The organism is Micromonospora sp. CNZ295 (assembly GCF_004217535.1).
In genome coordinates this window covers 3,500,266-3,526,437 of the sequence record NZ_SHKZ01000001.1, presented here as the reverse complement: position 1 = coordinate 3,526,437, position 26,172 = coordinate 3,500,266, and the positions used below count along the sequence as shown (strand labels likewise).

The 26,172-nt window shown below is 71.2% G+C and carries 27 protein-coding genes, 1 tRNA gene and 2 pseudogenes; 13 read left to right on the top strand and 17 right to left on the bottom strand.

Features of this window, described 5'->3' with window-relative positions:
* Nucleotides 1-52 precede the first annotated feature (52 nt).
* On the bottom strand, nt 53-415 hold the full coding sequence (locus EV376_RS16620; protein WP_486482656.1) for a DoxX family protein: 363 nt from the start codon (nt 413-415) through the stop codon (nt 53-55).
* A gap of 102 nt (nt 416-517) precedes the next feature.
* Here EV376_RS16620 and EV376_RS16615 point away from each other — a divergent pair, with 102 nt between their 5' ends.
* Nucleotides 518-1,402, top strand: coding sequence for a sigma-70 family RNA polymerase sigma factor (locus EV376_RS16615; RefSeq protein ID WP_130324289.1), 885 nt, complete (start codon nt 518-520; stop codon nt 1,400-1,402).
* A gap of 20 nt (nt 1,403-1,422) precedes the next feature.
* Here EV376_RS16615 and EV376_RS16610 read toward each other — a convergent pair whose 3' ends face one another.
* Nucleotides 1,423-1,851 (bottom strand): DUF1801 domain-containing protein, encoded by a 429-nt coding sequence (locus EV376_RS16610; protein WP_130324287.1) that lies wholly within the window; start codon nt 1,849-1,851, stop codon nt 1,423-1,425.
* A gap of 525 nt (nt 1,852-2,376) precedes the next feature.
* Here EV376_RS16610 and EV376_RS16605 point away from each other — a divergent pair.
* Nucleotides 2,377-2,598, top strand: coding sequence for a hypothetical protein (locus EV376_RS16605; protein ID WP_130324285.1), 222 nt, complete (start codon nt 2,377-2,379; stop codon nt 2,596-2,598).
* Nucleotides 2,599-2,632: 34 nt separating this feature from the next.
* On the opposite strand, the gene EV376_RS16600 is transcribed toward EV376_RS16605, so the two are convergent.
* Nucleotides 2,633-3,358, bottom strand: coding sequence for a TetR/AcrR family transcriptional regulator (locus EV376_RS16600; RefSeq protein WP_486482655.1), 726 nt, complete (start codon nt 3,356-3,358; stop codon nt 2,633-2,635).
* 25 nt (nt 3,359-3,383) lie between these two features.
* On the opposite strand from EV376_RS16600, the gene EV376_RS16595 reads away from it, so the two are divergent.
* From EV376_RS16595 to EV376_RS16585, 3 genes are all read left to right on the top strand, one after another.
* Complete coding sequence (locus tag EV376_RS16595) at nt 3,384-4,514, top strand: FAD-dependent oxidoreductase (RefSeq protein ID WP_486482654.1); 1,131 nt, start codon at nt 3,384-3,386, stop codon at nt 4,512-4,514.
* Nucleotides 4,515-5,418: 904 nt separating this feature from the next.
* Nucleotides 5,419-6,417 (top strand): RNA polymerase subunit sigma-70, encoded by a 999-nt coding sequence (locus EV376_RS16590; protein ID WP_130324283.1) that lies wholly within the window; start codon nt 5,419-5,421, stop codon nt 6,415-6,417.
* 5 nt (nt 6,418-6,422) lie between these two features.
* On the top strand, nt 6,423-7,166 hold the full coding sequence (locus EV376_RS16585) for a DUF6069 family protein (RefSeq protein WP_130324281.1): 744 nt from the start codon (nt 6,423-6,425) through the stop codon (nt 7,164-7,166).
* Here the strand turns inward: EV376_RS16585 and EV376_RS16580 are convergent.
* A complete protein-coding gene (locus EV376_RS16580; RefSeq protein ID WP_165438014.1) occupies nt 7,058-8,137 on the bottom strand; it encodes an aminoglycoside phosphotransferase family protein in 1,080 nt (359 codons plus the stop codon). The genes EV376_RS16585 and EV376_RS16580 overlap by 109 nt on opposite strands.
* A 126-nt stretch (nt 8,138-8,263) precedes the next feature.
* A pseudogene (locus EV376_RS16575) lies at nt 8,264-8,692 on the bottom strand (VOC family protein); the annotation flags it as partial.
* Nucleotides 8,693-8,893: 201 nt separating this feature from the next.
* Here EV376_RS16575 and EV376_RS16570 point away from each other — a divergent pair.
* The 4 genes from EV376_RS16570 (at nt 8,894) to EV376_RS16555 (ending at nt 11,544) form a co-directional block, all read left to right on the top strand.
* A complete protein-coding gene (locus EV376_RS16570) occupies nt 8,894-9,274 on the top strand; it encodes a YciI family protein (RefSeq protein WP_130324277.1) in 381 nt (126 codons plus the stop codon).
* 5 nt (nt 9,275-9,279) lie between these two features.
* Entirely contained in the window at nt 9,280-9,666 is a 387-nt protein-coding gene (locus EV376_RS16565) for a YciI family protein (protein ID WP_130324275.1), read from the top strand.
* The gene (locus EV376_RS16560; RefSeq protein ID WP_130324273.1) at nt 9,663-10,907 is read left to right on the top strand and encodes a DUF6596 domain-containing protein; all 1,245 of its coding nucleotides are present in this window, start codon (nt 9,663-9,665) and stop codon (nt 10,905-10,907) included. Before EV376_RS16565 ends, EV376_RS16560 begins: the two co-directional genes overlap by 4 nt.
* A 217-nt stretch (nt 10,908-11,124) precedes the next feature.
* Entirely contained in the window at nt 11,125-11,544 is a 420-nt protein-coding gene (locus tag EV376_RS16555) for a DUF4259 domain-containing protein (RefSeq protein ID WP_130324271.1), read from the top strand.
* A gap of 153 nt (nt 11,545-11,697) precedes the next feature.
* Here the strand turns inward: EV376_RS16555 and EV376_RS16550 are convergent, their stop codons facing one another.
* The gene (locus EV376_RS16550) at nt 11,698-11,937 is read right to left on the bottom strand and encodes a hypothetical protein (protein WP_130324269.1); all 240 of its coding nucleotides are present in this window, start codon (nt 11,935-11,937) and stop codon (nt 11,698-11,700) included.
* A 347-nt stretch (nt 11,938-12,284) separates the two neighbouring features.
* Here EV376_RS16550 and EV376_RS16545 point away from each other — a divergent pair, with 347 nt between their 5' ends.
* The gene (locus EV376_RS16545) at nt 12,285-13,814 is read left to right on the top strand and encodes a trypsin-like serine protease (protein WP_207228178.1); all 1,530 of its coding nucleotides are present in this window, start codon (nt 12,285-12,287) and stop codon (nt 13,812-13,814) included.
* Nucleotides 13,815-13,882: 68 nt separating this feature from the next.
* Here EV376_RS16545 and EV376_RS16540 read toward each other — a convergent pair whose 3' ends face one another.
* Complete coding sequence (locus EV376_RS16540; RefSeq protein WP_130324267.1) at nt 13,883-14,374, bottom strand: hypothetical protein; 492 nt, start codon at nt 14,372-14,374, stop codon at nt 13,883-13,885.
* 250 nt (nt 14,375-14,624) lie between these two features.
* On the opposite strand from EV376_RS16540, the gene EV376_RS16535 reads away from it, so the two are divergent.
* Nucleotides 14,625-15,131 carry a GNAT family N-acetyltransferase gene (locus EV376_RS16535; protein ID WP_130324265.1) on the top strand — a complete coding sequence of 169 codons (507 nt, stop codon included), beginning with the start codon at nt 14,625-14,627 and terminating at the stop codon, nt 15,129-15,131.
* Between the two features lie 203 nt (nt 15,132-15,334).
* The gene (locus EV376_RS16530) at nt 15,335-16,225 is read left to right on the top strand and encodes a GNAT family N-acetyltransferase (RefSeq protein WP_130324263.1); all 891 of its coding nucleotides are present in this window, start codon (nt 15,335-15,337) and stop codon (nt 16,223-16,225) included.
* Between the two features lie 305 nt (nt 16,226-16,530).
* Here the strand turns inward: EV376_RS16530 and EV376_RS16525 are convergent.
* From EV376_RS16525 to ald, 9 genes and pseudogenes are all read right to left on the bottom strand, one after another.
* A tRNA-Pro gene (locus tag EV376_RS16525) sits at nt 16,531-16,604 on the bottom strand.
* A 112-nt stretch (nt 16,605-16,716) separates the two neighbouring features.
* The gene (gene der / locus EV376_RS16520) at nt 16,717-18,120 is read right to left on the bottom strand and encodes a ribosome biogenesis GTPase Der (RefSeq protein WP_130324261.1); all 1,404 of its coding nucleotides are present in this window, start codon (nt 18,118-18,120) and stop codon (nt 16,717-16,719) included.
* A gap of 61 nt (nt 18,121-18,181) precedes the next feature.
* Nucleotides 18,182-18,862, bottom strand: coding sequence for a (d)CMP kinase (gene cmk, locus EV376_RS16515; protein WP_130324259.1), 681 nt, complete (start codon nt 18,860-18,862; stop codon nt 18,182-18,184).
* A 145-nt stretch (nt 18,863-19,007) separates the two neighbouring features.
* Nucleotides 19,008-19,778, bottom strand: a complete 771-nt coding sequence (locus tag EV376_RS16510) for a pseudouridine synthase (protein ID WP_130324257.1) — start codon at nt 19,776-19,778, stop codon at nt 19,008-19,010.
* Nucleotides 19,765-20,739, bottom strand: coding sequence for an SMC-Scp complex subunit ScpB (gene scpB / locus EV376_RS16505; RefSeq protein WP_130324255.1), 975 nt, complete (start codon nt 20,737-20,739; stop codon nt 19,765-19,767). The genes EV376_RS16510 and scpB overlap by 14 nt, the downstream gene beginning before the upstream one ends.
* A gap of 17 nt (nt 20,740-20,756) precedes the next feature.
* Nucleotides 20,757-21,674, bottom strand: a pseudogene (locus EV376_RS16500) (segregation and condensation protein A); the annotation flags it as partial.
* Nucleotides 21,675-21,715: 41 nt separating this feature from the next.
* Nucleotides 21,716-22,639: a ParA family protein gene (locus EV376_RS16495; RefSeq protein ID WP_130324251.1), complete on the bottom strand. Its 924-nt coding sequence runs from the start codon at nt 22,637-22,639 to the stop codon at nt 21,716-21,718.
* A gap of 174 nt (nt 22,640-22,813) precedes the next feature.
* Nucleotides 22,814-23,821, bottom strand: a complete 1,008-nt coding sequence (locus EV376_RS16490) for a site-specific tyrosine recombinase XerD (RefSeq protein WP_130328693.1) — start codon at nt 23,819-23,821, stop codon at nt 22,814-22,816.
* Nucleotides 23,818-24,933 carry an alanine dehydrogenase gene (gene ald / locus EV376_RS16485; RefSeq protein WP_130324249.1) on the bottom strand — a complete coding sequence of 372 codons (1,116 nt, stop codon included), beginning with the start codon at nt 24,931-24,933 and terminating at the stop codon, nt 23,818-23,820. Before ald ends, EV376_RS16490 begins: the two co-directional genes overlap by 4 nt.
* A gap of 289 nt (nt 24,934-25,222) precedes the next feature.
* On the opposite strand from ald, the gene EV376_RS16480 reads away from it, so the two are divergent.
* Nucleotides 25,223-25,480: a TM2 domain-containing protein gene (locus EV376_RS16480; protein ID WP_130324247.1), complete on the top strand. Its 258-nt coding sequence runs from the start codon at nt 25,223-25,225 to the stop codon at nt 25,478-25,480.
* Nucleotides 25,481-25,548: 68 nt separating this feature from the next.
* Here EV376_RS16480 and EV376_RS16475 read toward each other — a convergent pair whose 3' ends face one another.
* Entirely contained in the window at nt 25,549-26,154 is a 606-nt protein-coding gene (locus tag EV376_RS16475) for an NUDIX hydrolase (RefSeq protein WP_130324245.1), read from the bottom strand.
* Between the last annotated feature and the right edge of the window lie 18 nt (nt 26,155-26,172).

The window sequence follows — 26,172 nt, the reverse complement described above, 5'->3', positions numbered from 1 at the left end:
CGAGCTTCGCCGTACGGGTGACGAGCCCTCGCGGACACCGTCCCCGCGGCCGTCAGCCCAGCGGTTCGAGCGCGAATCTCCCCCAGGCGACGAAACCGAGCAGACCGATGAACATCAGGTCACCGAGCAGATACCTCCACTCGCTGCGGCGGAACCGGATCGTCCCCGCACCTGCCATCACCAGCATCAGGCCGGACGCGGCCAACGGCACGAGCACGACGGCCACATCGAAGACGGCGGGCAGGATCAGGCCGAGCGAGCCGACGATCTTGATCGTCCCGATCGCCTTGATGTGCCGGCGACCGAAGTCGTCCACCCAGTGCTGGCTGGCTCCGAACGAACGGAACCGCTCCTTCGTCAGCAGCACCTGACTGACGCCGCCGATGAGAAACCCGGTCGCCACAATGGCAGTCACGATCCATAGCGCGGTGTGCACGACAGCTCCTCGCATCCGTTACTTCGCCTCCCCGAGGCGCGTCGTAGTCGTGACGGAGCCCAGCCACGGGAGGTAACAGCCATGACGCCGGACACGCATCTGGCGGCCGTGTTCGATGACGAGCGAGCGCGCCTGGTGGCCCTGGCCCATCGGATGCTCGGATCGCGAGCGGATGCCGAGGACGCCGTCCAGGAGGTGTGGCTGCGGCTGGCTCGTCACGATCCCGGGTCGATCAACAATCTCCGTGGCTGGCTGACGACCGTGGCGGCTCGTGTCTGCATCGACATGCTGCGCGCCCGCAGGTCCCGGCCAGCCACGGCCTATGAGCCCGACCTGCCCGAGTTCACGGTCAGCGAGGACGTCGAATCACCCGATGACGCGGCGGTGACCAACGACGCGGTGGGCCTCGCCCTCCTGGTGGTGCTCGAGGCGCTGGGGCCTGACGAACGGCTGGCGTTCGTGCTCCACGACATCTTCGCGGTGCCGTTCAAGGACATCGCCGAGATCCTCGGCTCCTCCACCGACGCGACCAAGATGATGGCGAGCCGCGCCCGCCGCAAGGTGCGCGGCGCCGCCCTTCCCAGCGATGGCCGCCAACGCCAGCGCCAGGTGGTCGACGCGTTCCTGGCCGCCGCCCGGGACGGGGACTTCGAGGCACTCCTGCGGGTACTCGACCCGCAGATCACGTGGCGTTCATACACCCCGGGCGGAGTCGTCGTGAAGCTCGGTGCCACCGAGGTGATCGCCGCGGCCGAACGTGCGACCCGGGCCTCGATCGTGGCACGCCGTGTCCTGGTCAACGGGGAACCGGGCGTCATGACCTGGAGCCGCACCGGAGCGCCACTCAGCGTGATGGCGTGCACCGTGCGCAATGGGCGCATCGTCGAGGTCGTGGCCCTGGTCGACCCGCGCCGCCTGGCCGCCATGCCCACGCCGCGTTGCCGACCAGCCGGGGCCGACGGCTAGACAGCCGGGCCCGGAGCTGCTCACATCTTCTCACCCGGCAACTTGCTGGCCTGCTCGATCCAGGAGCGGAGCCGGTCCTCGTCCAGCTCGTCATCCTGGCGGATGTCGAGATAGCGCACCTCCTTGTGCTTGGACGGTTTCGGCGGAATGGGCTCGAGCGATGTCCCCTTCAGGAACTGCACCTGCACGTAGTTCGTGTAGCAGCGGTACGACAGGAACCAGCCCTCGCCCTTGAGTCCGTAGAACGGTTGGTTCCACTTCACGGCCTTGTGCACGTCCGGGACCGTACGCACGATGAGGTCGTCGAGGCGCTGCCCGACGTCCCGTTTCCAGCCGGGCATGGCGGCGATGTAGTCCCGCACCGGCCCGGGTCCCTCGCCCTTGGGGATCTGCGGATTGCCGCCCGAGAGCAACATCGGTCCGGTGCCGTGCTTCTTGTCATCGGTCATGAGTGACACTTCCTCAATGCGGTCCGCGACACCGGAAAGAGACGTCGCGAATGCCTCGACCTGGCGAGAGGTGACCGATCCAGCGCCGATCGCGTGCCGGCTCCGGGGACGCGGATCCGTCCGGGTCGGTGAAGGTCCCACCGCCACCTCGGCCGTGCGGAAATCAGGTTGCCTTCAAGGCACGCTAACAACGGCTCAGCGCCCCGGCAACGCGGCCGCCGCACGCCGACCGGCCGCGCCGGCCGTACGACGTGAACCGATCGCCGCCCCGGGCGTGTCATTCACTTACGACGATGCCGCGCGACGGCCCGCCGAGGAACGGCGCGGGACCGGCGCCCCAACCCGGCGCGACGGCTCGACGACGCACAGCGCCGCGAGGCGTCCGTCCCCGGGCCGCCACGGCGCGCCCGTCCGGCCCCCGGCCGGTCGCGGGCCCCGGCCGCCGGGGCTCGCCGCCTCGTTGACGTCGGCGTTCCCAAGATCGCCAACGTTCCATACTCGGACCTGGTGCTATACGGTCGAGGTGTGAAGACCGAGCATCACTGGTGGAACGGCAACCGCACCGTGCGAGGGCGCCGCGACGTTTACATCCGCACCGATGGTGAGTCGTGGGAGGTCGAGGCCCGAGCCGGTGGCGACGGCGGGCGCTCGAAGATCTACCCGTGTCCGGGCCGACAGTCGGCGGAGATCCTGGCCCGGTCATGGATGGACGGCCGGGGCCAGTGGCAGGTCGTGTCGCCGCGCTGAACCTCCGACGTCGGCAGCCCGGGGAACTCCGGCGTCAGGTGCGGGGAGCGCTGGCGATGCCGTCCAGGACGGTGATCAGGTTGTGGTGGAAGGTCTCCTCGGCATCGAGGTGGGCGCCGTCGATGACCAGCCGGGCGACGGTGGGGTAACGGCCGGTTTCGAGCATGCGCGTCAGGTAGGGCCCGAGGGCGGCCTGCCAGGCGGACACGTCGGTGCCGGTCGTCCGGGCGGTGCGGCGCTCGGTGACCTCCCGCCGGATTGCGCCGACGATGAACGCGTTGAGGGCGCCCAGGGCCCGCTGGAGATCGTCGACCCCGCGTACGCCAGCGGCCCGGCTGAGCGCCGCGGCGGTCGCTTCGCCCACGGCGAGCGCGTGCGGTCCCAGGTGTGGCCTTGCGCCCAGCAGGTCGGCGAACCATTCGTGGTCAAGAGCGGCGACCCGGGTCCGGTGTGCGATGGCCAGTACCGTGGCGCGCCACTCGGAGTGCCGGCCGGCCTCGGCGATCTGGGCATATACGGCGTCGACCATCAGATCAAGCAGTTCGGACCGGTTGGTCACATAGTCGTAGAGCCGCATCGGGCCGACACCGAGCTCTTTGGCGATCTTGCGTATCGACAGCCCGTCGAGGCCGTGCGCGTCGGCGATCCGGACCGCCGTGTCGGCGATCTTGGCGCGGCTCAGCGGGACGGGCGCCGCCCGCGGCTGAGGCTCGGGCCGTTCCCAGATCGGCAGCGGTGCGCTACCGTACGGTGTATTCACGTGATACAGCGTACGGTAACGGGGGATGTTGATGCGAATCGCGATCGCCGGTGGTGGCCTCGGTGGCCTGACGCTGGCCCGAATCCTGCACCGCAACGGCATCGACGCCGTGGTGTACGAACGCGAGGCAAGCCGATCCGCGCGAGCCCAGGGCGGATCGCTCGACCTGCACCCCGAGTCCGGGCAACTGGCCCTGGCCGCTGCGGGCCTCGCCGGCCGCTTCCGGTCCGAGGCACGGCCGGAGGGCGAGGAACATCGCATCCTCGACCCGACCGGACGCACCCTCGTACACCACCGGCCAGAACCCGGCTCCTTCTCCGGACGCCCCGAGATCGACCGCAGGGCACTGCGCGACCTTCTGCTCGATTCGCTCCCCGGCGACGTGGTGACCTGGCGGCACCGGCTCGTCGCGGCGACGCCACGACCCGGCGGAGGCTTCGGGCTGACGTTCGACGGCGGCCACCGAGCGGACTGCGACATCCTCATCGGCGCGGACGGCGCACGCTCGGTCGTCCGATCGCTGCTGACCGACGCGACGCTGTCCCCCGTCGCCACCTTGATCGAGCTCAACATCGGCGACGCCGACCGGCGCCACCCACGCCTCGCCGAGCTGGTCGGCCCCGGGAACCTCTGGTGCATCGGCGTGAACCAGATCCTTGCAGCGCAACGCCTCGGCGACGGCAGCATCCGGATCGGCATCTCCCTCCGAGCGGACGATCGCCACCTGGACACCTACCGCAGCAAGCACGCCCTACTGGACATGTTCGACGGCTGGGCCCCCGGCCTCACCGCGCTCATCGAAGCCGGCGACACCCCGCCGATCCCCCGCAGGATCGAGGCGATGCCCACCGGTACGCGCTGGCCCCACCAACCGGGCATCACCCTCATCGGTGACGCCGCGCACCTCATGCCACCGGTCGGCGAGGGCGCCAACCAAGCCATGCTCGACGCCGCCGAACTCGCCGCCGCACTCGCCAGCAACCCCGTCGACCCCGGCACGGCGATCCAGGCGTACGAGGAGACGATGTTCGCCAGAATCCACCCGATCGCCGAAATGTCGGCACGAGTCCAGGCGATGATGCTCTCCCCCACCGCGGCCGACGACATCGTCCGCTTCTTCACGCCACGGCCCACCGAGCCGGCACCCGCGGTCTGACAACGTCCCAGGGCAGCCGGCCCGCGCGGTGGTCTCCGCTCCTCCCCCGGCAGCTCGGACCCCGCCCGTTGGCAGCTCCGGCACCCCCGACGTTCACCGTCGTCGCCGGTACCGGGCCAACCCTGACCTTCGTTCGCGCAGCTGCGACCGTGCGCGGACGCTCGCCTGATGCGGCCCGAGGCAAGGCCACTGCGCCGCTCGCCCCGGCTCAGGCCCACGGCGGGACGAGTTGCCGGAGTAGCCGCCCGGAGGGCTCGCCTCCAGGCACTTCACCGGCGCGCGATCGTGAACGGTGATCCGGCTGGGCCGGACGCAGGACGCGTAGGAGTCTGGCAGCCAGGCGCCGAGGGGTTCGCCGTTGGCATCGATGCGGAATGTCCCGTCGCCGGTGCCGGCGAGGCCGGCATGGCAGCGCACGCAGCGCAACGGAAGCGGGGAAGGGCGCGTGCGTCGAACGGCCCAGGACAGCACGGTATGAGGACGCGTAGACATGATCTCTCTCAGGACGTGACGGAAGGCACGGGAAGGAGCCGACGGCGACGTCGGCGACCGGTGCGCGGGGAACGTGTCAGGTCTAGAGAGCAGGCGGCGTCACGCGGGGTGAGGTCCTCTCGTGAGCGGGTCGGCGAAGACGGTCCGGGTCACACCGTAGGGCGGACGGGCTGGCGAGGTCACCCGTTTTTGCCATGCTCCCCGGCATCGAGGGGCAGCACCGGGTCGGCGAGCTGGGCGTCGCCATCGCTCCGGGGCCTCGTGCCCGCGCACCCCCGGCCGTACCGCGCGTCGGGCTCCGACAGCCGGATCCGCCGGTGGATCGACCATGCCGACCGACCCGAGTGATGAGTTGTCGCGCCCGCACCCGTCACATCTACGACGGGACCCGACGAGGCGGAAGGATGACCAGATGAGTACGGACACGCGGCTGGAGGAACTGGGCGTGGGCGGTCTGGGCGAGGTCGACGAGACGGCGTTCGCGGGGCTGGCGGAGCGGCACCGGCGCGAGCTGCACGTGCACTGCTACCGGATGCTCGGCTCGTTCGAGGACGCCGAGGACACCGTGCAGGAGACGTTCCTGCGGGCCTGGCGGCGAAGGGAGACCTTCGAGGGGCGGTCGACGTTCCGGGCCTGGCTGTACCGGATCGCCACCAACGCCTGCCTGGACCTGCTCGCCAAGGTCCGCCCGGAGCCGGCGACCGGGGGCGAGGTGCGGTGGCTGCAGCCCTACCCGGACCGGCTGCTCGACGAACTGCCCGCGGGCGACGCGGACGAGCCGGAGGCCGTGGCCGTCGCGCGGGAGACGATCGAGTTGGCGTACCTGATCGCGGTTCAGCACCTGGCGCCGCGCCCGCGGGCCGTGCTGATCCTGCGGGACGTGCTGGGCTGGCCGGCGAAGGATGTCGCGGAGCTGCTCGGGGACTCCGTCAACTCGGTGAACAGCGCATTGCAGCGGGCCCGCGCCGGCATGCGGGAGCACCTGCCCGCCGAGCGGCAGGACTGGACCGGCGGCGAGGAGGACGCCGGCACGCGCGATCTGGTGCGCCGCTTCACCGACGCCAGCGTGGCAACCGACATCCCCACGCTCACCTCGATGCTGCGCGACGACGTCCGGTGCTCGATGCCGCCCACACCGGGCCTGCAGGTCGGCCGCGACGCGGTGGTGGACAACTGGATCGAGGACGGCTTCGAGGGCATGACGGGTCTGCGTGCCGTTCCCACCACCGTGAACCGGCAGCCCGCCGTCGCGTTCTACCTGTGGCGGGAGCGGGCGGACGCGTACCTGCCGCTGACGATCGACGTCCTGCGCATCACCGGCGGGGCGATCACCGAGATCGTCATCTTCCACGACGACCAGTTCCCGCGGCTCGGGCTGCCGGAGCGCCTGCCCCCGGACGGCACCGAGTAGTCCCGGTGCGGACGCTCGCGCTGCGCGGCGGCGCGCGCGTCGCCGTGGTCGCGGCGCAGTGGCGCGACGCATTCGGCGTCGTCACCCACGGGCGGGTGCAGCTGGAGCTGCGCGACGGCCAGCCCGGGCCGGTCCTCGGACGCGGTGCCGGGTTCTGGCTCCGCGGCACCGGCGTCCGCGCCCTGCGGAATCCCGGCCGTCGCACGGCGCGGGTGCGCATCGTCACGCCCAGCTTCAGGACCGTGACACAGCAGTCAACACGCCCCGTACGCCAGCCATCCAGATGGAGGACCGACATGAACAGCACGAACGACGCCGGGGTCATCGCCGCCCCGGCATCGGGCCGGACCAGCCACACCCACCGATTCCGCGGACTCGCCGCCACCGGCCTCATCGCCACGCTCGCGGCGATCGTGGCCACCACCCTCGCCGCTGCGCTTGCCCAAGCCCTTGGCGTCGACTTCGCCGTCGACAGCGGCGAGTCCATCCCGTTGGGCGGGTTCGCCGTGGTGACCGGCTTCTTCTCGCTCGTGGGCATCGTCATCGCCGTCGCTCTGCTCCGGTGGAGCGCCCGCCCCGCCGAGCGATTCCGGTGGACGGCGGTGTCCCTGACCGCGATCTCGATGCTCCCGCCCGTCCTCTACGCGGCAACGGCCGCCACCACCGTCGCCCTCGTCGGGCTGCACCTCGTCGCCGCGGCGGTGATGATCCCCACCCTGACCCGGGGCCTTCGCACCCGGGCCGGTTGACCGTCCCGCCACGAACACCGCCACGGCGGCGTGGCGTCACACCGCCGCCAACAAGCGCGCTCCAACACCGCCCGCGTGTGCGGCTCGTCAAGGAGCTCACCGATCCACGCGGCGGAGTCGGTGCGCTGCGGAGAGCGGACGTTCGGCGTCAGCCAGTCGCGGGCGGCGATCTCGGTGATGTGTCCCAGTTGCGCGATGAGCATCGAGAAGTGACCGCGCCGACGCACCGTCGCCGGTCCGCCGGACTCCCGGTAGGCGTCGATCAGGGCGCGGGCCCGACCCGCATCGGCGCGGGCGAACTCGAAGAGCACACACCCGAGCTCCTGGCTCGGGTCGGCCGGGCCGCTGTTCTCCCAGTCGATGACGCACACTCCGCCGTCCGCGGTCGGCAGGACGTTGTCGGCCCACAGATCGCGGTGGCAGGTCCGCAGGACCTGGGGCGGCTGGATCCAGGACTCCACGGCCACCAGCTCGTCACGCAGCTCCGCCAACCGGCCGGCGAACGGCGCCTCCGCTTCCGCCAGCTGCTGGACCAGGCGGTCCCAGCGCTCGGCGCCCACCGGTTCGTGATACCAAGCATCCAGCGGGCCGGGCTCGGTGAGCGGTACGCGGTGGATGGCGGCCACGACCGCACCCACCACCGCCGGGTCGAGACGGTGGTCGGGGGCCTTCAGGTCGACCCACTCGTACATCCTGACCGGTCTGCCTTCCACGGTGGCGAAGACGCTTCCCTCCGTGGTGCGCCGCACCCGCGGCGTCGGTACGCCGGCGGCGTGGGCCGCTTCCTGGAACGCGGTCGCCAACCGCACGTCGTCCTCACCGCACCGGTGAAACGGCGCCTTCACCGCCCAGCACCCGTCCGCCGTCTCCAGCCGCCACACGGCACCCTGCCGGCCCCGCGCGACGGGCCCGTCCGACAGCCTCGCGGTCCCGCCGAGAGCGAAGCGTCGGGCCAGGTCCACGGCATCCACCAGGCCACTCCAGCACAGACACGCGCGCCGGAACCAGTACCGATCCCGGCACGTCCGGACCGCGACCGGGTCGGCGCGAGACGATGACGCCAGGTGCGCGGATCGCCGCACCGCGTTCGCGGCCGCTCAGGCGAGGCAGAACTCGTTGCCTTCGACGTCCTGCATGACGAGGCACGACTCGTTGACGTCATCGGCGGGCAGTAGGCGCACGCGCACCGCGCCGAGCGCGACCAGCCGTGCGCATTCGGCCTCAAGCACGGCCAGACGCTCGTCACCCACCAGCCCGGTGCCGACGCGCACATCAAGATGCAGGCGGTTCTTGACGACCTTGCCTTCGGGAACGCGCTGGAAGAACAGTCGCGGGCCGACACCTGTGGGATCAACGCAGGCGAACGCCGCACCCTGATGCTCCGGCGGCAGCGCACGATCGAACTCGCCCCTGAACCCCTCCGGGGGCGGCGGTACGACGTACCCCAACACCTCGCACCAGAACCGAGCGACGCGCTCGGGTTCCGCACCGTCGAAGGTGACCTGGAACTGCTTGACAGACGCCGTCGGCCCACCATAGAGGCGGGGTCAGCCGTCGTCGCCACGGCCCCGCCCGGCCCCGACCCGGCTCCACCGACGGAAGGACATTTCCCGCATGCTGTCGTATCAGGGCGCAGCCGCTCGTGGAACCAGTGCGGCGGCCGGCCGGACCGCCGCACCCGAGGAGCCGGGAAGGACCCTCGCCCGGGGGCCCGAGAGGAGACGACCATGACGGAGTACCTGATCACCTTCAACGACGAGTGGGTGCCCGAACACACGGCGGAGGAGTTGCGGAAGAAGGCCACGGCCGCCCGGGCCGTGATCGAGGAGATGCAGGCCGACGGCGTCCTGATCTTCACCAACGGCGGCCTCGACCGGTCCACCGCCGTGTGCAGTGTCGAGCCGGTCGACGGCCGGCCCGTCTTCACCGACGGCCCGTACGTCGAGACCAAGGAGCACCTCGGCGGCTTCGCCGTGGTGGACGTGACCGACGACGCGGCGGCGCGATACTGGGCCGCCCGGCTCGCGACCGTGCCCGACTGGCCGCAGGAGGTGCACCGGTTCCGAGGTCCCGGGCAGACCCGGCGCAACGGCCCCGGAGAGAGGTGAGCGCGGTGCCGAGATACCTGCTGTCCGTCTACGGCCCGGCCGAGCACACCGAGTTCGGCACCGACCCCTCCCAGGAGGCCGCACCGCCGGCGTTCGCCGACACCGGCGCCTTCAACGAGAGGCTCCAGCGGGACGGTCACCTCGTCTTCGGCGATGTCCTGGCGCCCCCGACGACCGCCACCACCGTCAACGGGCAGGGCGGGAAACCGACCTTCACCGACGGGCCCCACCTGGAGACGACGGAGCACCTCGGCGGCTTCTGGGTCATCGAGGCGGCCGACCTGGACGTGGCCCTGGCCCTTGCCACCGAGGGGTCGAGAACGTGCCGCAGCACGGTCGAGGTGCGTCCGTTCCGCACCGAGGAATCCGTTCGAACGCTTCCAGCGCCGTGACCGAACCCACCGTCGAACAGGCGATCATCCGGGTCCACCATGAGGAGTGGGCGCGCCTGGTCGCCGGCCTCGCGCGCCGTTTCGGCGACCTCGACGTCGCCGAGGAAGCAACGGCCGACGCGTTCGTAACGGCTGCCGAGCGGTGGCCGCGCGAGGGCGTACCGCCCAACCCCGGCGGATGGCTCGCCACCACCGCGACCCGCAAGGCGATCGACCGGCTCCGTCGCGAATCGCAGCGCGACGCCAAGCACCAGGCGGCCTGGATCATGTACGACGACACCCCTGCTGAGCCGACCGGCCCGGTCGAGGACGACCGACTCAGATTGATCTTCACCTGCTGCCACCCCGCGCTCGCGTTGGAGGTCCGGGTGGCGCTCACTTTGCGCCTGCTCGGCGGCCTCACCGTCGCCGAGATCGCCCGTGCCTTTCTGGTGCCGGAGACCACCATGGCGCGACGGATCACCCGCGCCAAGGCGAAGATCAAAGCTGCCCACATCCCGTACCGGGTGCCCTCGGCCGACGACATCCGGCAGCGGCTCGCCGGCGTGCTCGCGGTCGTCTACCTCGTGTTCAACGAGGGCTATCTCGCCAGCGCGGGGAACAACCCCGTGCGCGCCGACCTCACCGACGAGGCGATCCGCCTCGGCCGCCTGCTCCGGACGCTCCTCCCGGACGACGGCGAGGTGGCCGGCCTGCTCGCCCTGATGCTCCTCACCGACGCCCGACGGACGGCGCGCGTGTCCCGCACCGGAGAGCTGGTGACCCTCGGCGAGCAGGACCGCGGCGCCTGGGATCGCAGCCTCATCGCCGAGGGCACCGCCCTGATTCGCGAGCGGATCAAGGCGGTGGCCACCGGCGGTGACCCAGCCGGGCGCTACCAGCTGCAGGCCGCGGTCAACGCCGTCCACATGGATGCCCCGTCCGCCCACGACACCGACTGGTCCACCATCGTCGCCCTCTACGACCGCATGGTGCTGCTCGATCCTTCGCCGATCGTGCGGCTCAACCGGGCGGTCGCGGTCGCCGAAGTCGACGGCCCCGAAGTCGGGCTCGCCGAGATCGACCGGCTCGCCGAGGTCCTTGGCGGCTACCACGCCTTCCACGCCGCGCGCGCCGACCTGCTGCGGCGGCTCGGGCGCAGCGGCGAGGCGCGGGCGGCGTACGACCGGGCCATCGATCTCGCCGGCAACCCCGCGGAGCGGGCCTACCTCGCCCGCCGCCGCGACCAGCTCGCCGGTTGATCGACCGGTTGAGCAGGCTGCGCGGCGCCGCCGACCGCCACCACACCTGGTACTGATCAGGGGGCGCTACAACCCGGCCGGCGCCGTCCCCGACCTCCGTCCCGACCCGTTGATCGCCACCCCGGCACGATAGCCATCTCCGGTCCGTGAAGCCTGTCGGCGGAGTCCTGTCGGTGGCAGGTGCGAGTATGCCGCGCAACCGATCTTGGGAGGCTCAATGGGAACCTGGGACAGCGGGCCGTTCGACAATGACACCGCCGCTGACTGGTGTGGCGATCTCGACGACGCCGACGATGCCAAGCGCCCGATCCTGATTCGCGAGGCGCTGAACCGCGCCGCCGACGAGGACGGCTACCTCGACGCCGACATCGCGTGCGAGGCGATCGCCGCCGCCGCGATCGTGGCCGCGCAGCAGCCCGGCGGGCAGCCGATCACCTCCCCGTACGCGCCGGACTTCCTCCGCGACGGCGGCCGGCTCGAACTGCCCGACGACCTGGCGTTCCTCGCGGTCAGGGCCCTTGACCGGATCATGGACGCGGACTCCGAATGGCGCGACCTGTGGCAGGACGCCGGTGCCGGGGAGGCCAACCGGGCCTTCGACGCCGTCCGCGACCTGCACCGGGTCCTGACGGCGTAACGGGCGGCCGGCGCAAAGGCACGTTCTCGCCGCGCAGCACCGGTCGGGTCCGACCAGATGCGATGGAGATCCGTCGTCGACAGCCTGAAGGCAGCCGTACGACGCTGGCCGTGCATGCGTCGAACTACCCGGCGGAGAAACCGACCGCAGCGGTCAACGATGTTCTTTCGCCCACGCCGGATTGGCTAGGGCGGCCACGCGGTTCCACGCGGGTACGCCGCCGGCGAGCTGCCAGGCCCGGGTAGGTTTCGCGCTGAAATTCGGAGTCACGAGATCGTCGGCTAGCCGCCTGTGCTCGGCGACCAGGGCGGCTGCAGCGCCCGGAGTGCCCGCGGCGATCTCGCGTTCGATGTGGGTGACGGTCTCGACATGACGACGCACCGACCAGTCCACCGGAGTCCGCGCCCCTATGGCAAGGGCGAATCCGTTGACGGCTGCCCGCGGCAGACCACCCCAAGGCCTCTCTCTGCGGACTACCGCCACATTTCCCGACCAACGTCCCCGAACCTGATCAAGGTCAAAATTCGACTAAGTCCGATAGGTCGCGTGGGACAACATCCAAGTTTATCGAAGGCTATCGTCCCGCTCACTATCCGCCGTGATGGGGGCGCGACGCCGCGTGCTCGCCCGTCCCGCACGACCACTCAATGGGGAGAACCATGCATTTTCAACGAAGATTCGACCACTCGCCAGGTACCCGGAGGTTGAATCGTCCGGCTGTTCGCCGCGTCGCTTCGATCATGGCACTTTGCGTCGGGGTAAGCATCCTGCCGTTCACCTCTGCCCCGGCTGTTGCTGCGGTTCCCTCCTTCCACACGTCGCTGGACCCGGCTGTGGTGCGCGAATCGATGCAATACCTGATGGAGACGTTCGGTGTCTCGGAGGCCGAGGCGCTTCGCCGTCTGGAATTGCAAAATGACGCCCAACAGCTGGACGCCATGCTCACCGCGCAGGAGCCGGAGTCGTACGGCGGCATGCACATGGATCACGAGAATGGCGGCGAGCTCGTTGTGTCAATGACACGACCGACGGACGCCCAACCCTACATTCTCGCCATGCCGGATCGGGCGCATGTCAAGACTCGGACCGTTGCGCATTCCCGGAGCCAGCTAGAGAATGCGCGGAAGGGAATCTCCCAGAAGATTGGCGAAGGCCCGTCGTCGATCTTCTTGACAATGATCGACGAGAAGCGCAACTCCGTCGTCCTGCTCGAGCGGGACTGGGTTGCCGACCAAAAAGAAAGGGGTACCTGGGCGGCGAAGTCTGGCCCTCGGTCCCCGGGCGCCTCCGCTCTGGCGAAGCAGGCAAACTCAGTCGCGGCCGAGCGTGCCAACGCAAACTCCGCCGTCGCGAAGGCTGCGATCCCCGTCGAACGTCGCAGCCTTTCCGAGCCGACACCCATGTACACGCCGTACGTCGACTGGGGCTATTGCCACCCCCTGTACTGCAAGGCCGGCTACGGCGGCATGCGTGGCGGGCTCCGGTTGAACATCCGCCGAGACAATGGAACGTGGGGAGGCTGCACCGCCGGTTTCAACGTGCGCACCACCGGAGGTTCCGTGAGCGGCTGGGGTTGGGTTCTCACCGCCGGCCACTGTGTCGTCGGGAAAACCAACAACTACAAGATCCATCACAACGGATACAACATCCTGAACCAACATGGCGTCGCCGGTGGCTACTACATGGAAAACAACGCATACCCCTACGATTTCGCGTTCCTGAGCTACATCGACGGCACCCAGTCGGTCGCCTGGCTCGAGAACCACGAGGGGCGCAACAAGGTCCTCAAGTACTGCCGAAACGGTGGATGGGACAGCAACCAGGACACGCCGTGCGGTGTTCAGGCGACGTCGTACAACCATTACCTCAACGGGTACCACACGATGGCTGAGATCAAGGCCGGTTGGATCGTCTGCGCGACCGGATCAGCATCCGACGTGAAGAACTACCCCGAGTCCTATGATTCGGGTGCGGGTGACGACTACCTTGTCGGCACCCGATGCGGACGCGTTATCGGCTTCGATGGTGGCATCGTCACGGATGTCTGCGCACGGCCAGGAGACAGCGGCGGGCCGCTGTTCAGCCAGGTCGACCATACGGCATACGGCATCCTCAATGGCGGTCGCCAGTCCCGGTCCGGGGCCTGTTACAACGGTGAGCAGAACAACTACGCGCCGTTGAGCCTCATCTATTCAACAATGGACTCCTGGCGCGACGCCGGCTTCACCGGGGGCGCGACCTTCCGGGTCATCACCTCCTGGACAGGCTGACCGACCGTGCGGGCCACTCGCGCAGGGGTGGCCCGCACGCCTGGCGTGCCCGCAAGCCGGCCTCGCGCTCAGGAGTCGGCCGGCTGCTTCTCCGGACCGGGGCTGACAGACGTTCGTCGCCGCCGCAGCCGATTCGCGATGAGAAAGCCGCAAACGGCCAAGACCGCCGCAGCGAGTGCCGCCAGTAGGAGCTGGCCGAACCGCGGGACGACCCAGCCGTACGTGAAGAGCGTCAGGCCGTCGTGCCGACGGGACGAATCGGGGACAGCCACCTCCCATTCGTAATTGTCGTCGGGATCGATGCTGAGGGCTTGCCATCGCGTGTCGACGGGGACGCCGTGGACCGGTCCTGAAACGTCGAAGCCTGCGCGGTTCCAGTGGCCCACGCACCGGCTGTGCTGCCTTTCCAGGCTGTCGTAGGTGACGTAGCAATGGTCCACCGTCACCCGGGCTGGTGATGGTACGGCGCCTGCAACGTAAGCGCTCGCGGTCACGGCGATGACAACTACGCCCCAGGCGAGCGATCTTCGGGCGGTCGTGGCGCCCAGCAGGACTGGCATTGCGCCCCTCTCATAATGGCGGGCAGGCAAGCTCGCACTGCTGCAAGCATCGACCTCATCGATGGTATGTCAACACCTCAGCACGGTCGGGTCGTCGCCGGTGGTGGTGGTGGTGAGCAGTCACCCGGCGGCACCGGGGCCGGCGCGGAACAAGGTCCGGCTGCGACGACCGATGCCACCTGCCGGCCGAGGGCGGTGCTCAGCCTTTCCCGACCGGCGTCGGTGTCATGACAGGAGCGACAATCTGACCATGAACGGCATCCGGATCCGCGACCGTACGGCGGCCGACCTGCCACAGTGCGTCGCCGTGCTCAGGGAGGTGCATCGTCTCGATCGCTACCCGCTGAACTGGCCGGCCGATCCGGAACGCTGGTTGTCGCCACCGATCGCGCTGCACGCATGGGTAGCGGAGGCGGAACGCGGCTCCATCCTGGGCCATGTCGCCGTTCACCGCGTCTGCTTCGCCACCGACTCTGCCTCGATACCCCCGGCCGAGGTCAGCCGCCTGTTCGTCGCACCGGCGGCTCGTGGGCTCGCGGCCGGAATGCAGCTCCTGAGCCACGTCCGGCAATGGGCCGCCGAGCACGGACTCCCGCTCGTCCTGGAGATCGTCGACCAGGAGCGATCATCCTCCGCCATCGCCCTCTACGAGCGCACGGGCTGGCGGCACACCGACACGACCACCGCTGCGTGGACCGGCCCGAACGGCGAGGCCGTCCGGATGCGCCGCTATGCCCTCACCGACGACCTGCCCTAGCCGAATCCGTCACGCCGGTCCCTCAGCGGTCCTCCGGCGTGCATGGCGAGACCCTACGCGGGCAGTGCTGCGGACGGCCCACCCTGCCACCGTGGGCGATCCCTCGGCCAGGCAGTTCGCAAGACATTCGGCGAACCGTGACGAGAGTGCCGGCTCCCTACAAAAGCGATGGCGCCAGGCCCCTCCTTGGGTTTGGGTGCACCATGAGCATCATTCTGAGCACCCCGATCGTTGATGAGCTGTCACAGGTGGTGGACGCGCTCAAGGGATGGCAGTACGACGGAGGACCGCTGCATCTGCACTCCGGCGATCTCGGCTGGCACTCGTCACGTGGTGCCGAGGCTACGGCCGCTGCCATCCGGATGTGGTCGCACGACGGGGAGGTTCTCGCGATCGGGCTGCTGGACGTCCCCGAACTGGTGCGCATGGCCGTCGCTCCCAACTGGCGTGATGACGAGGCACTGGCCCGCCAGCTCGCCGCTGATCTGGACGATCCGGCGCGCGGTGTCCTGGCTCCCGACGGCGCCACCGTCGAAGCCCGAGGTGCGGAGTTCCTCACCCAGTTGCTGCTGAAGCGGGGTTGGGAGCGGGATGAACCGTGGACGACGTTCCACCGCAGTCTCTCGGACCCGGTGGAGGACTGCGGTCTGCGCGTAGAGACAATCGAGCCCGATCGCGCCGAGGTGTGGGTCGCCGTCCACTGGTCCGCGTTCCGCGGGTCGCCCTTCACCGATGCCGACCGACGCCGCACGGTCGGCCGTTGGCTCGCCATGGTTGGTGGCCCGTTCTATGGTGACGCACGCTGCCTCGCCGCATTCGACGAGAACGGCGAGGCCGTGGCAGTGGCGGCCGTGTGGTCAGCCGGCCCGGGGCGGCCGGGACTGCTGGAACCGATGGGCGTCCACCGCAGTCACCGAGGTTGTGGTTACGGCACGGCGATCACGCTTGCCGCCGCTGCGGCCCTTCGCGACATGGGTTCGTCCAGCGCGAGTGTGTGCGTGGAGAGTTCCAACGTCGGCGCCGCAGCTACCTACGCCTCGGCCGGCTTCACCCCGTCAGCTGAGGTGGCCGATCTGCGCCGCGGTTCCCGGTGAACACCGGGCGAAGGTCTGGCCGCCGGTACCCTCGGTAGTCGTAACCGGCGGCCGCACTGATCCGGCCGTCGCATAGCGATGCGAAGCACCCTCGATGTCGGAGGGGCGGCCCCGCACCCTCCGCGCCGCGGTGACTCCCACGGAGCGGCGGTGCGACGGCCGCCGCGCCTCGGCTGGCTGCCGGCCCCCGAACCTCGACTACTCCCGGCGCTACCGTGTCGACGCTGACGGATAGTCACCCCAGTTAGACGCCCAGCTACGACAAGAGGGCACATCCGTCAATCGGATATGCCCTCTGAGCTGCGTCGGGACGGCCGGATTTGAACCGACGACCCCTTGACCCCCAGTCAAGTGCGCTACCAAACTGCGCCACGTCCCGATGCTCTCGCGCGATGCTCCCGCGACAGCCGGTACAGCTTACCGCAGGATCTTTCCGCCGTCCGCATCCGCCCCACCCGGCCTGCGGCCACTACCCCGGGAGGCGAGAGGCGTCAGCCGTGTGCCTTGCCGCGCCCGCCAGGGCCGAGCTTCTTGCGGGGGCGTACCGAAATCTCGATCGGACTGCCCTCGAAGCCGAACTCCTCGCGGAGCTTGCGCTCGACGAAGCGCTGGTACCCCGCGTCCAACGGCCCCGTCGTGAACAGCACGAAGCGCGGCGGGGCCACGCCGGCCTGGGTGGCGAAGAGGATCTTCGGCGCCCGGCCGCCGCGCACCGGGTGCGGGGTGGCCTGCACGAGGGCGGTCAGCCAGGCGTTGAGCTGCGCGGTCGGTACCCGCGTCTCCCAGCTGGCGAGCGCCTTGCGCAACGCCGGGGCGAGCTTGTCCACGGCGCGCCCGGTCTTCGCGGACAGGTTCAGCCGGATCGCCCAGGGAATCCGGCGCAACTCCCGCTCGATCTCCTTGTCGAGGTAGTACCGCCGGTCGGCGTCGACCAGGTCCCACTTGTTGAAGGCGATCACCAGCGCCCGGCCGGCGTCGGTGACCATCGACAGGATCCGCTGGTCCTGTTCGCTGATGACCTCGCCGGCGTCGAGCAGGACCACGGCCACCTCGGCGGCCTCGATCGCGGACGCGGTGCGCAGGCTGGCGTAGTACTCGGTGCCGCTGGCCTTGCCGACCCGCTTGCGCAGGCCGGCGGTGTCGACCAGCTGCCAGGTCTCACCGCCGATCTCGACCAGGCTGTCCACCGGGTCGACGGTGGTGCCGGCGACCGAGTCGACGACCGCCCGCTCCTCGCCGGAGAAGCGGTTGAGCAGGCTGGACTTGCCGACGTTCGGCCGGCCCACGAGGGCGACCCGCCGCGGGCCGCGCGGACGGCCCTCGACGATCCTCGGCGCCTCCGGCAGCTTGTCCATGATGGCGTCGAGCAGTTCGCCGGAGCCGCGGCCGTGCAGGGCGGAGACCGGGTGCGGCTCGCCGAGACCGAGCGACCAGAGTGACGTCGCCTCCATCTCGATCGAGTTGTTGTCGGCCTTGTTCGCCACCAGGATCACCGGCTTGGCGCTGCGGCGCAGCATCTTCACCGCCGCCTCGTCGACGTCGGTGGAGCCGACCATCGCGTCGACCACGAACAGCACCACGTCGGCCGTGGCGACCGCCGTCTCCGCCTGCGCGGCGATGGCGGCGGCCCGGTCCTTGGCGTCCGGTTCCCAGCCGCCGGTGTCCACGACGGTGAACTGTCGCCCGTTCCACTGCGCGTCGTACGGGACGCGGTCGCGGGTCACCCCGGGGATGTCCTCCACGACCGCCTGGCGGCGGCCGATCAGACGGTTGACCAGGGTCGACTTGCCCACGTTGGGGCGACCGACCACGGCCACCACCGGCTGCGGGCCGGTTGGTTCCTCGACGTCGAGGTCCGGCTCGTGCAGCTCCACCCAGCCGTTGGTCTCACTCATGCCGTCGCCTCACTTCGCTCGCCGACGGCGGGAGACGCCACCGCATTGATGGTTCGCTCGTTCACGCCACGCCCCGCTCGGTCAGCAGGCCCCGCAGCCGCGCCACGACCTCGTCGATGCCCAGCTCGGTCGTGTCCAGCACGACGGCGTCCGGCGCCTGGGTCAACGGGTCGGCCTTGCGGGTCGAGTCCAACCGGTCCCGCCGGGCCAGGTCGGCGGCGGTGAGAGCCACGTCGGCGGCGTCCTCGGCGCTGCGCCGGGCGGCCCGGGCCGCCTCGGAGGCGGTCAGGTAGACCTTCAGGTCGGCGTCGGGCGCGACCACCGAGCCGATGTCGCGGCCCTCGACCACGATCCGGCCGGCGGCGGCGATCAGTTCCCGCTGGCGGGCGACGAGCAGCGCGCGGACCGCGGGCACGGCGGCCACGGCGGAGACCGCGCCGGTCACCTCGGGCCCGCGGATCTCCACCTCGACGTTCGCGCCGTCGGCGGTCACCGCGTACCCCTGGGGGTCGGTGCCGATGCGCAGGTCGGTCTCCCCCGCCACCTTGGCCACCGCGGAGGCGTCGGTCAGGTCGACTCCGGAGCGCAGCACCGCCCAGGTGATCGCCCGGTACATCGCCCCGGTGTCCAGGTAGCGGGCGCCCAGGGCGATCGCTAGCCGCCGGGAGACGGTGGACTTGCCCGAACCGGACGGCCCGTCCACAGCGACCACGCAGCGCCCGGTCCGTACCTCTTCCTCCACCGTCGTCCTCCTCAGTCCGTACCTCACGGGATCAGGCCCGCGAGCGGAAACCACACACGTTCTCAATGATGCCCGGACGCGGCGCGGACCACGCCCTCCGGGCCGCAGGGCAGCCTACCGGCAGCGGTACCCGCCACCGTCGGCGTCAGTCGCCGACGGCCTTGAACAGAGCGGCGACCTCCGCGTTGGTCAGCCGGCGGGTGCGCCCGGCGCGCAGGTCACCGAGCCGGATCGGCCCGATCGAGGTACGCACCAGCCGCGACACCGGGTGTCCGACCTCGGCGAGCAGGCGCCGCACGACATGCTTGCGCCCTTCGTGCAGGGTCACCTCCACCTGGGCGGTCTTGCCCAGAGTGTCCACCACCCGGAAGGAGTCGACCGTCACGGGGCCGTCCTCCAGCTCGACGCCCGCCGCGAGGCGCTTGCCCAGCGTCCGCGGGATCGGCCCGCTGACCTGGCACAGGTAGGTCTTCGGCACCCCGTAGGAGGGGTGCATGAGCCGGTGGGCGAGGGTCCCGTCGTTGGTGAGCAGCAGCAGGCCCTCGCTGTCCGCGTCGAGCCGCCCGACGTGGTAGACCCGCTGCTCCACCCGGTTGCCGAGAAGGTCGGCGAGCGCCGTGCGCCCCTTCTCGTCGGCCATCGTGGAGACCACCCCGCGGGGCTTGTTCATGGCGAGGTAGACCAGCCGGGTGTCGACCTGGAGGCGCTGCCCGTCGACGTGGATGACGTCGCGGGTCGGGTCGGCCCGGTCGCCGAGCTGCGCGACCCGGCCGTTCACCGTCACCCGGCGGCGGAAGATCAGGTCCTCGCAGGCCCGCCGGGAGCCGACGCCCGCGGCGGCGAGCACCTTCTGCAGGCGTTCGGGGCCGGTGTAGACGGAAGCATCGGGCTTCGGGGCACGGTCATCGCGAGGCATCGGCAAGGTCTTCCACGTCGTCGGGCAGGAACGGGGCGAGCGGTGGCAGGTCGGCGACGCTGTCCAGCCCGAGCTTCTCGAGGAACAGGGTGGTGGTGCGGTAGAGGTGCGCGCCGCTCTCCGTCTCGGTGCCGCACTCCTCCACCAGGCCCCGGGAGACCAGGGTGCGGATCACGCCGTCGCAGTTGACCCCGCGGATGGCGGAGATCCGCGAGCGGGTCACCGGCTGCTTGTAGGCGACCACCGCCAGGGTCTCCAGCGCCGCCTGGGTCAGCCGCACCGACTGCCCGTCCAGTACGAACCGCTCCACGTACCCGGCGTATTCCGGCCGGGTGTAGAGCCGCCAGCCACCGGCCGCCCGGCGCAGCTCGAAACCGTGCCCGCCGGCGGTGTAGCCGGCGGCGATCTCGCGCAGCATCGCCGCGATCCGCTCGGCCGGCTGCTCCAGCACGTCGGCGAGGGTCGCCTCGGGCACCGGCTCGTCCACCACCAGCAGGATCGCCTCCAGCGCGCCGCGCAGCTCCGCGTCGTCGAGGACCGGCGCCGGCACCGGCGCGACCGGCACCCGCCGCCGGGGTCGCGGTGTCTTCTCCGATACGCGGGCAGCCTCCCCGCCCTGCGCCGGCTCGCCGACCTCGCCGGTCGGCGCGAGCGGCCCCCCGGCGTCCCCGCCCGGCCGCTGTTGCTCTCCCGGGGCCTCCCCCGCGCCGACCGTCGCCTCGTCGGCGGCGGTGTTCTCGTCGGCGGGCGCGGCCTCGCCGGAGACCGCGGAAGGTTCCGGCCCCTGCGGAGGCGGGTTCTCGCCAAGGTCTTCGGCGACCGGCCCGGCGGCCGGCTCGGCCGCCAGCTCAGCGACCGGCTCGGCGACCGGCTCGGCGGGTGGTTGCAGGCGGCGTTCCCACGGGGGGATCCAGGCGGCGGCCTGGTCGGCCAGCGAATCCCGGCGCTCCTCTTCGCTCATCGCGCTCGTTCCTCCGTCGGTCCCGTCCCGTCCCCCGCCGCCCCGGCGTACTCGTCGATGTCCAGGTCGGGGCCGCCGTCGGCGGGGCCGGTCCAGCGTACGGTCAGCTCCTCCAGGGCCTGCTCCTGGACGAACGCGACCAGGCCCTCCCGGTACAGCTCCAGCAGCGCGAGGAAGCGGGCCACCAGCTCCAGGGTGGCCTCGCAGTCCACGCAGAGCCCGGCGAACGTCGCGGTGCCGGCCCGGCGCAGCCGGTCGCTGATGATCGTCGCGTGTTCCCGCACGCTGACCCGGACCAGGTGCACGTGGGCGATGGACACCTCGGGCGCCGGCCTCGGAGTGAACGCCCGCACGGCGAGGTCCCGCAGCCGCTCCGGGCCGATGCCGAGCACCAGGTCGGGCAGGGCCTGCGCGTACCGGGGCTCGAGGGTGACCGCCCGGGGGTGGCGCCGCCCGCCGGTCTCCTCCAGCGCCCCGATGTGGGCGGCGGCCTCCTTGTACGCCTTGTACTGCAGGAGCCGGGCGAAGAGCAGGTCCCGCGCCTCCAGCAGGGCGAGATCGTCCTCGTCCTCGACCTCGGCGGCGGGCAGCAGCCGAGCCGCCTTCAGGTCCAGCAGGGTCGCGGCAATGAGCAGGAACTCGCTGGTCTCGTCGAGGTCCCACTGGTCGCCCATGGCCCGGATGTAGGCGATGAACTCGTCGGTCACCCGGTGCAGGGCCACCTCGGTGACGTCCAGCTTGTGCTTGCTGATCAGCTGCAGCAGCAGGTCGAACGGGCCGGTGAAGTTGGCCAGCCGGACGGTGAAGCCGCTGGCCTCCTCGACGGTGCCGGCGTCGGCGGGCACCACGCCGTCGACCTCGGCGGCCAGCTCGGCGGCGGCCACCGGGTCACCGGCGCCGTGCGGCGCGGGCGGTTCGAGGGGTGGTGCGGTCACCGGAGAACCGTAGTCCACGGGCCGGGCCGGCCGCGTTCGGCCTAGCGCTCCGCCTGCGCGGCGATCACCTCGCGGGCGAGCTGGCGGTAGTTGCGCGCGCCGGAGGAGGCCGGGTCCAGGGTGGTGATCGGCGCCCCGGCGACGGTGGACTCGGGGAACTTCACCGTCTTGGTGATGACCGTCTGGTAGACCTTGTCGCCGAACGCCTCCACCACCCGCTGCAGCACCTGCCGGCAGTGGGTGGTGCGGCTGTCGTACATGGTGGCGAGGATGCCCTCGAGCTCCAGGTCGAAGTTGAGCCGCTCACGCACCTTGTCGATGGTGTCCAGCAGCAGCGCCACGCCGCGGAGGCTGAAGAACTCGCACTCCAGCGGGATGAGCACGCCGTGGGAGACGGTCAGCGCGTTGATCGCCAGCAGGCCCAGCGAGGGCTGGCAGTCGATCAGGATGAAGTCGTACTCCTTGCGGATCGACTTGAGCACCCGCGCCAGGGCCATCTCGCGGGCGACCTCGTTGACCAGCTGGATCTCGGCGGCGGAGAGGTCGATGTTGGCCGGGAGCAGGTGCAGCCCGGCCACGTCGGTCTTGATGAGGACGTCGTCGCAGGTGACGTCGTCCTGCATCAGCAGGTTGTAGACCGACAGGTCGAGGTTGTGCGGGTTGACCCCCAGGCCGACCGACAGGGCGCCCTGCGGGTCGAAGTCGACCAGCAGCACCCGGCGGCCGTACTCGGCCAGGGCGGCACCCAGGTTGATGGTCGTGGTGGTCTTGCCGACGCCACCTTTCTGGTTGGCCATCGCGATGATGCGGGCCGGACCGTGCCGGTCGGTCGGCATGGGCTCGGGGATCGGCTTGCGCATCGTGTACGCAGCCGGGTCGGCGGGGCCGAGATCCGCGCCGAGCGTGGCCTGTTGCTCGCGGAGCTCAGACGTCCAGGTCTCGGCACGGTCACCGTTGCCTGCCATGTCCTCGTTGCCCCCTCCCGACGACCACCCGGCGTCGGAGCCGACCGCCGTCCCTTCGCGGCGCCGCCGCGCATCCTGGTCCGCGTCGCCCCACCAGGTCCGCGTCGAACCCGACTGTACGCCACCGACGAGCAGGCCGTTCGGCACCGGTCCGGCGTGTCGGCGGCCGGTCGCTCAGCCCTGCGCCCGGGGATGGGCGGTGGCGTAGATCTCGCGCAGCCGCTCGACGGTGACCAGCGTGTAGACCTGCGTGGTGGTGACCGACGCGTGGCCGAGGAGTTCCTGCACCACGCGTACGTCGGCGCCGCCGTCGAGCAGGTGGGTGGCGTACGAGTGGCGCAGCGTGTGCGGGGAGACCGCCCCCGGCCCGTCGACCGGCAGCCCGGCCCGCTGGGCGGCGCGGCGCAGGATCGTCCACGCCCCCTGCCGGGACAGCGCGCCGCCGCGGGCGTTGAGGAAGACCGCCGGGGTGCCCCGGCCGCCGGCGGCGAGGCCCGGCCGGGCCCGGACCAGGTACGCGCGCAGCGCCTCGACGGCGTACCCGCCGATCGGCACGAGCCGGGTGCGCCCGCCCTTGCCGCGCAGCAGCACCGCGCCGTCGTCGGTGTCGAGGTCGTCGACGACGGCGCCGACCGTCTCGGAGATGCGCGCACCGGTGCCGTACAGGAACTCCAGCAGCGCCCGGTCGCGCAGCGCGAGCGGCGCGTCGTCGCCGGTGGCGGTGACCGGCCCGGCGGTCTCCAGGAGCCGGACCACGTCGTCGACGGGCAGGGCGCGCGGCAGCCGGCGCGGCGGCGCGGGCGGGCGGACGTCGCGGCTCGGGTCCGCCCCGGTCAGTCCCTCCCGCAGCGCGAAGCGGTGCAGGCCGCGTACGGCGCTGGCGGCCCGCGCGGCGGAGGAGGCCGCGAGCGGCGGGTGCCCGTCGTCGCCGGCGCGCAGCCGGGCGAGGTGCGTCTCGACCTGGCCCGGCCCGACCGCCGCCAGGTCGGTCACCCCGGCCGACGCGAGGGTGCCGAGGTAGCGCTCCAAATCGCGGCGGTACGAGGCGAGCGTGTTGGTGGACAGTCCACGCTCGACGGTGAGGTGGTCGAGGTAGCCGCGGACGGCACGGCGCAGGGCCGGCGCGGGCTCGGTGGTCGTGCCGTCCCCGTGCGCCGTGGCGGTCCGGGTGTCGCTGGTCAGCCCAGCACCTCGGCCAGGGGCAGGGTGCTCATGCCGTGCGCCTCGGCGACCGGGCCGTAGACGACCTGGCCGTCGTGGGTGTTGAGGCCCAGCGCGAGCGCCGAGTCCCGGCGCAGCGCCTCCCGCCAGCCGTGGTTGGCCAGCTCCAGCGCGTACGGCAGGGTGACGTTGGTCAGCGCGTACGTGCTGGTGTGCGGCACGGCGCCGGGCATGTTCGCCACGCAGTAGAAGATGGACCCGTGGACCCGGTAGGTCGGGTCGGCGTGGGTGGTGGGGCGCGAGTCCTCGAAGCAGCCACCCTGGTCGATGGAGATGTCGACCAGCACGCTGCCCGGCTTCATCCGGGACACCATCTCGTTGGAGATCAGCGTCGGGGCCTTCGCGCCGGGCACCAGCACCGCGCCGATGACCAGGTCCGCGTCGAGCACGGCGCGCTCGACCTCGTACGCGTTGGAGGCGACCGTCTGCAGGTGGCCCCGGTAGATGGCGTCGGCCTGGCGCAGCCGGGCCACGTTCATGTCCAGCAGCAGCACCTCGGCCTGGAGGCCGAGCGCGATGGCGGCGGCGTTCATGCCGGACACGCCGGCGCCGATGACCACGGTCTTCGCCGCGTACACGCCGGAGACGCCGCCCATGAGGATGCCGCGCCCGCCGCCCTGCGCCTGCAGGTGGTACGCCCCGACCTGCGGGGCGAGCCGGCCGGCCACTTCGGACATCGGGGCGAGCAGGGGCAGTGACCGGTCGGGCAGCTCGACCGTCTCGTACGCGATGCCGGTGACCCTGCGGTCGAGCAGCGCGTCGGTGCACTCCTTGGAGGCGGCCAGATGCAGGTAGGTGAAGAGCACCTGCCCCTCGCGCATCCGGTGGTGCTCCTCGGCGACCGGCTCCTTGACCTTGAGCACCAGCTCGGCGGTGTCCCACACCTCGTCCGCGCTGGCGAGGACCTTCGCGCCGGCGGCGGCGAAGTCGTCGTCGCTGATGCTGGACCCGACCCCGGCCCCCGACTCGACGAAGACCTGGTGACCGGCGCGGACGAACTCGTTGATGCCCGCGGGCGTGATCGCCACCCGGTACTCGTGGTTCTTGACCTCGCGTGGGATTCCGACCTTCACGATGGAATCACCTTCCTCCGGGGCGGTACGCCCCGACTGCTCGGCGCCACGACGGCCCCATTGCCGCCGCGGTCCACCGGTCCCGCCGGCGGCAGTCTAGGCGCGCCGTCGCGGCCGGCGGGGCAGCACAGTGACATGCGGTGACCGCTCCCGCTGACGATGTGTCGGGCGCCGGCCTGGCCGGCGGTCTGAGACCGCCTCAGCCGTCAGGACAGTGTTGCCCATTATCGTCCCACCGGACGGGGCCCGCTGGGGACAGGAGGCATGTCGATCACTATTGTGTCGCCCCATGACCACTCCTCCTTACCAGCCCGGGTACCCGACGGGCGTTTCCGACAAGAGCAAGGTTGTCGCGGGCATCCTCGGCATCGTGCTCGGTAGCTTCGGCGTCGGCCGGTTCTACATGGGCCACACCAAGACCGGTGTGCTCCAGCTCGTCGTCACCCTGGTGACGTGCGGCATCGGCGGGATCTGGGGCTTCATCGACGGCATCCTGATCCTGATCAACGGTGGCGTCGACGGACAGGGCCGGCCCCTGCGCGACTGACCCCGCCCGACCCGACGGAAGGGGCCGCGCGGTTCACACCGCGCGGCCCCTTCGCACGTACGCCCGGCTCAGCGCGGCAGCGGCGCGTCCGCCCGGCGCAGCGCCGACCAGCCGACCTCGCGGGCCCGGGCCGCGGCGAGCAGCCCGGCCACCGCCGAGGCGTTGGTGATCTCGCCGTTCAGCACCATGCCGACCGCCTCGTCCAGGTCGATCCGGACGACCTGGAGGTCGGCCTCCTCCTCGTGGCGGTCGTGCCGCCGCTCGGCCGGCACGTCGGCCAGGTCGCGGGCCAGGAAGACGCGGACCAGCTCGTTGGTGAACCCGGGCGAGCTGTGCAGGTCGACGAGCACGTCGAACCGGCCGGCGGTGAGGTCGGCCTCCTCGGCCAGCTCCCGGCCGGCGGTGACCGCCGGGTCCTCGCCGGCGACGTCCATCAACCCGGCCGGCAGCTCCCACAGGTGCCGGCCGACCGCGTGCCGGTACTGCCGGATCAGCACGACCTGGCCGGCGTCGTCCAGCGCCACCACGGCCACCGCGCCGACGTGCCGGATGTGGTCGCGCACGGCGGTGCCGCCACCGGGCATGGTCACCTCGTCGCTGACCACCTCGAAGATCCGGCCCCGGTAGCGTTCGGTGCGCGACCGCACCTCGTACCGGTGCTCGACCGCGCTCACGCCGCCACGCTGCCCTGC

Coding starts and splice junctions, on each gene's coding strand:
- EV376_RS16615 (WP_130324289.1), top strand. CDS start 518: ATGACGCCGGACACGCATCTGGCGGCCGTGTTCGATGACGAGCGAGCG.
- EV376_RS16610 (WP_130324287.1), bottom strand. CDS start 1,851: ATGACCGATGACAAGAAGCACGGCACCGGACCGATGTTGCTCTCGGGC.
- EV376_RS16595 (WP_486482654.1), top strand. CDS start 3,384: ATGTTGATGCGAATCGCGATCGCCGGTGGTGGCCTCGGTGGCCTGACG.
- EV376_RS16590 (WP_130324283.1), top strand. CDS start 5,419: ATGAGTACGGACACGCGGCTGGAGGAACTGGGCGTGGGCGGTCTGGGC.
- EV376_RS16570 (WP_130324277.1), top strand. CDS start 8,894: ATGACGGAGTACCTGATCACCTTCAACGACGAGTGGGTGCCCGAACAC.
- EV376_RS16555 (WP_130324271.1), top strand. CDS start 11,125: ATGGGAACCTGGGACAGCGGGCCGTTCGACAATGACACCGCCGCTGAC.
- EV376_RS16545 (WP_207228178.1), top strand. CDS start 12,285: ATGGCACTTTGCGTCGGGGTAAGCATCCTGCCGTTCACCTCTGCCCCG.
- EV376_RS16540 (WP_130324267.1), bottom strand. CDS start 14,374: ATGCCAGTCCTGCTGGGCGCCACGACCGCCCGAAGATCGCTCGCCTGG.
- EV376_RS16535 (WP_130324265.1), top strand. CDS start 14,625: ATGAACGGCATCCGGATCCGCGACCGTACGGCGGCCGACCTGCCACAG.
- EV376_RS16530 (WP_130324263.1), top strand. CDS start 15,335: ATGAGCATCATTCTGAGCACCCCGATCGTTGATGAGCTGTCACAGGTG.
- der (WP_130324261.1), bottom strand. CDS start 18,120: ATGAGTGAGACCAACGGCTGGGTGGAGCTGCACGAGCCGGACCTCGAC.
- EV376_RS16510 (WP_130324257.1), bottom strand. CDS start 19,778: ATGCCTCGCGATGACCGTGCCCCGAAGCCCGATGCTTCCGTCTACACC.
- scpB (WP_130324255.1), bottom strand. CDS start 20,739: ATGAGCGAAGAGGAGCGCCGGGATTCGCTGGCCGACCAGGCCGCCGCC.
- EV376_RS16495 (WP_130324251.1), bottom strand. CDS start 22,639: ATGGCAGGCAACGGTGACCGTGCCGAGACCTGGACGTCTGAGCTCCGC.
- EV376_RS16480 (WP_130324247.1), top strand. CDS start 25,223: ATGACCACTCCTCCTTACCAGCCCGGGTACCCGACGGGCGTTTCCGAC.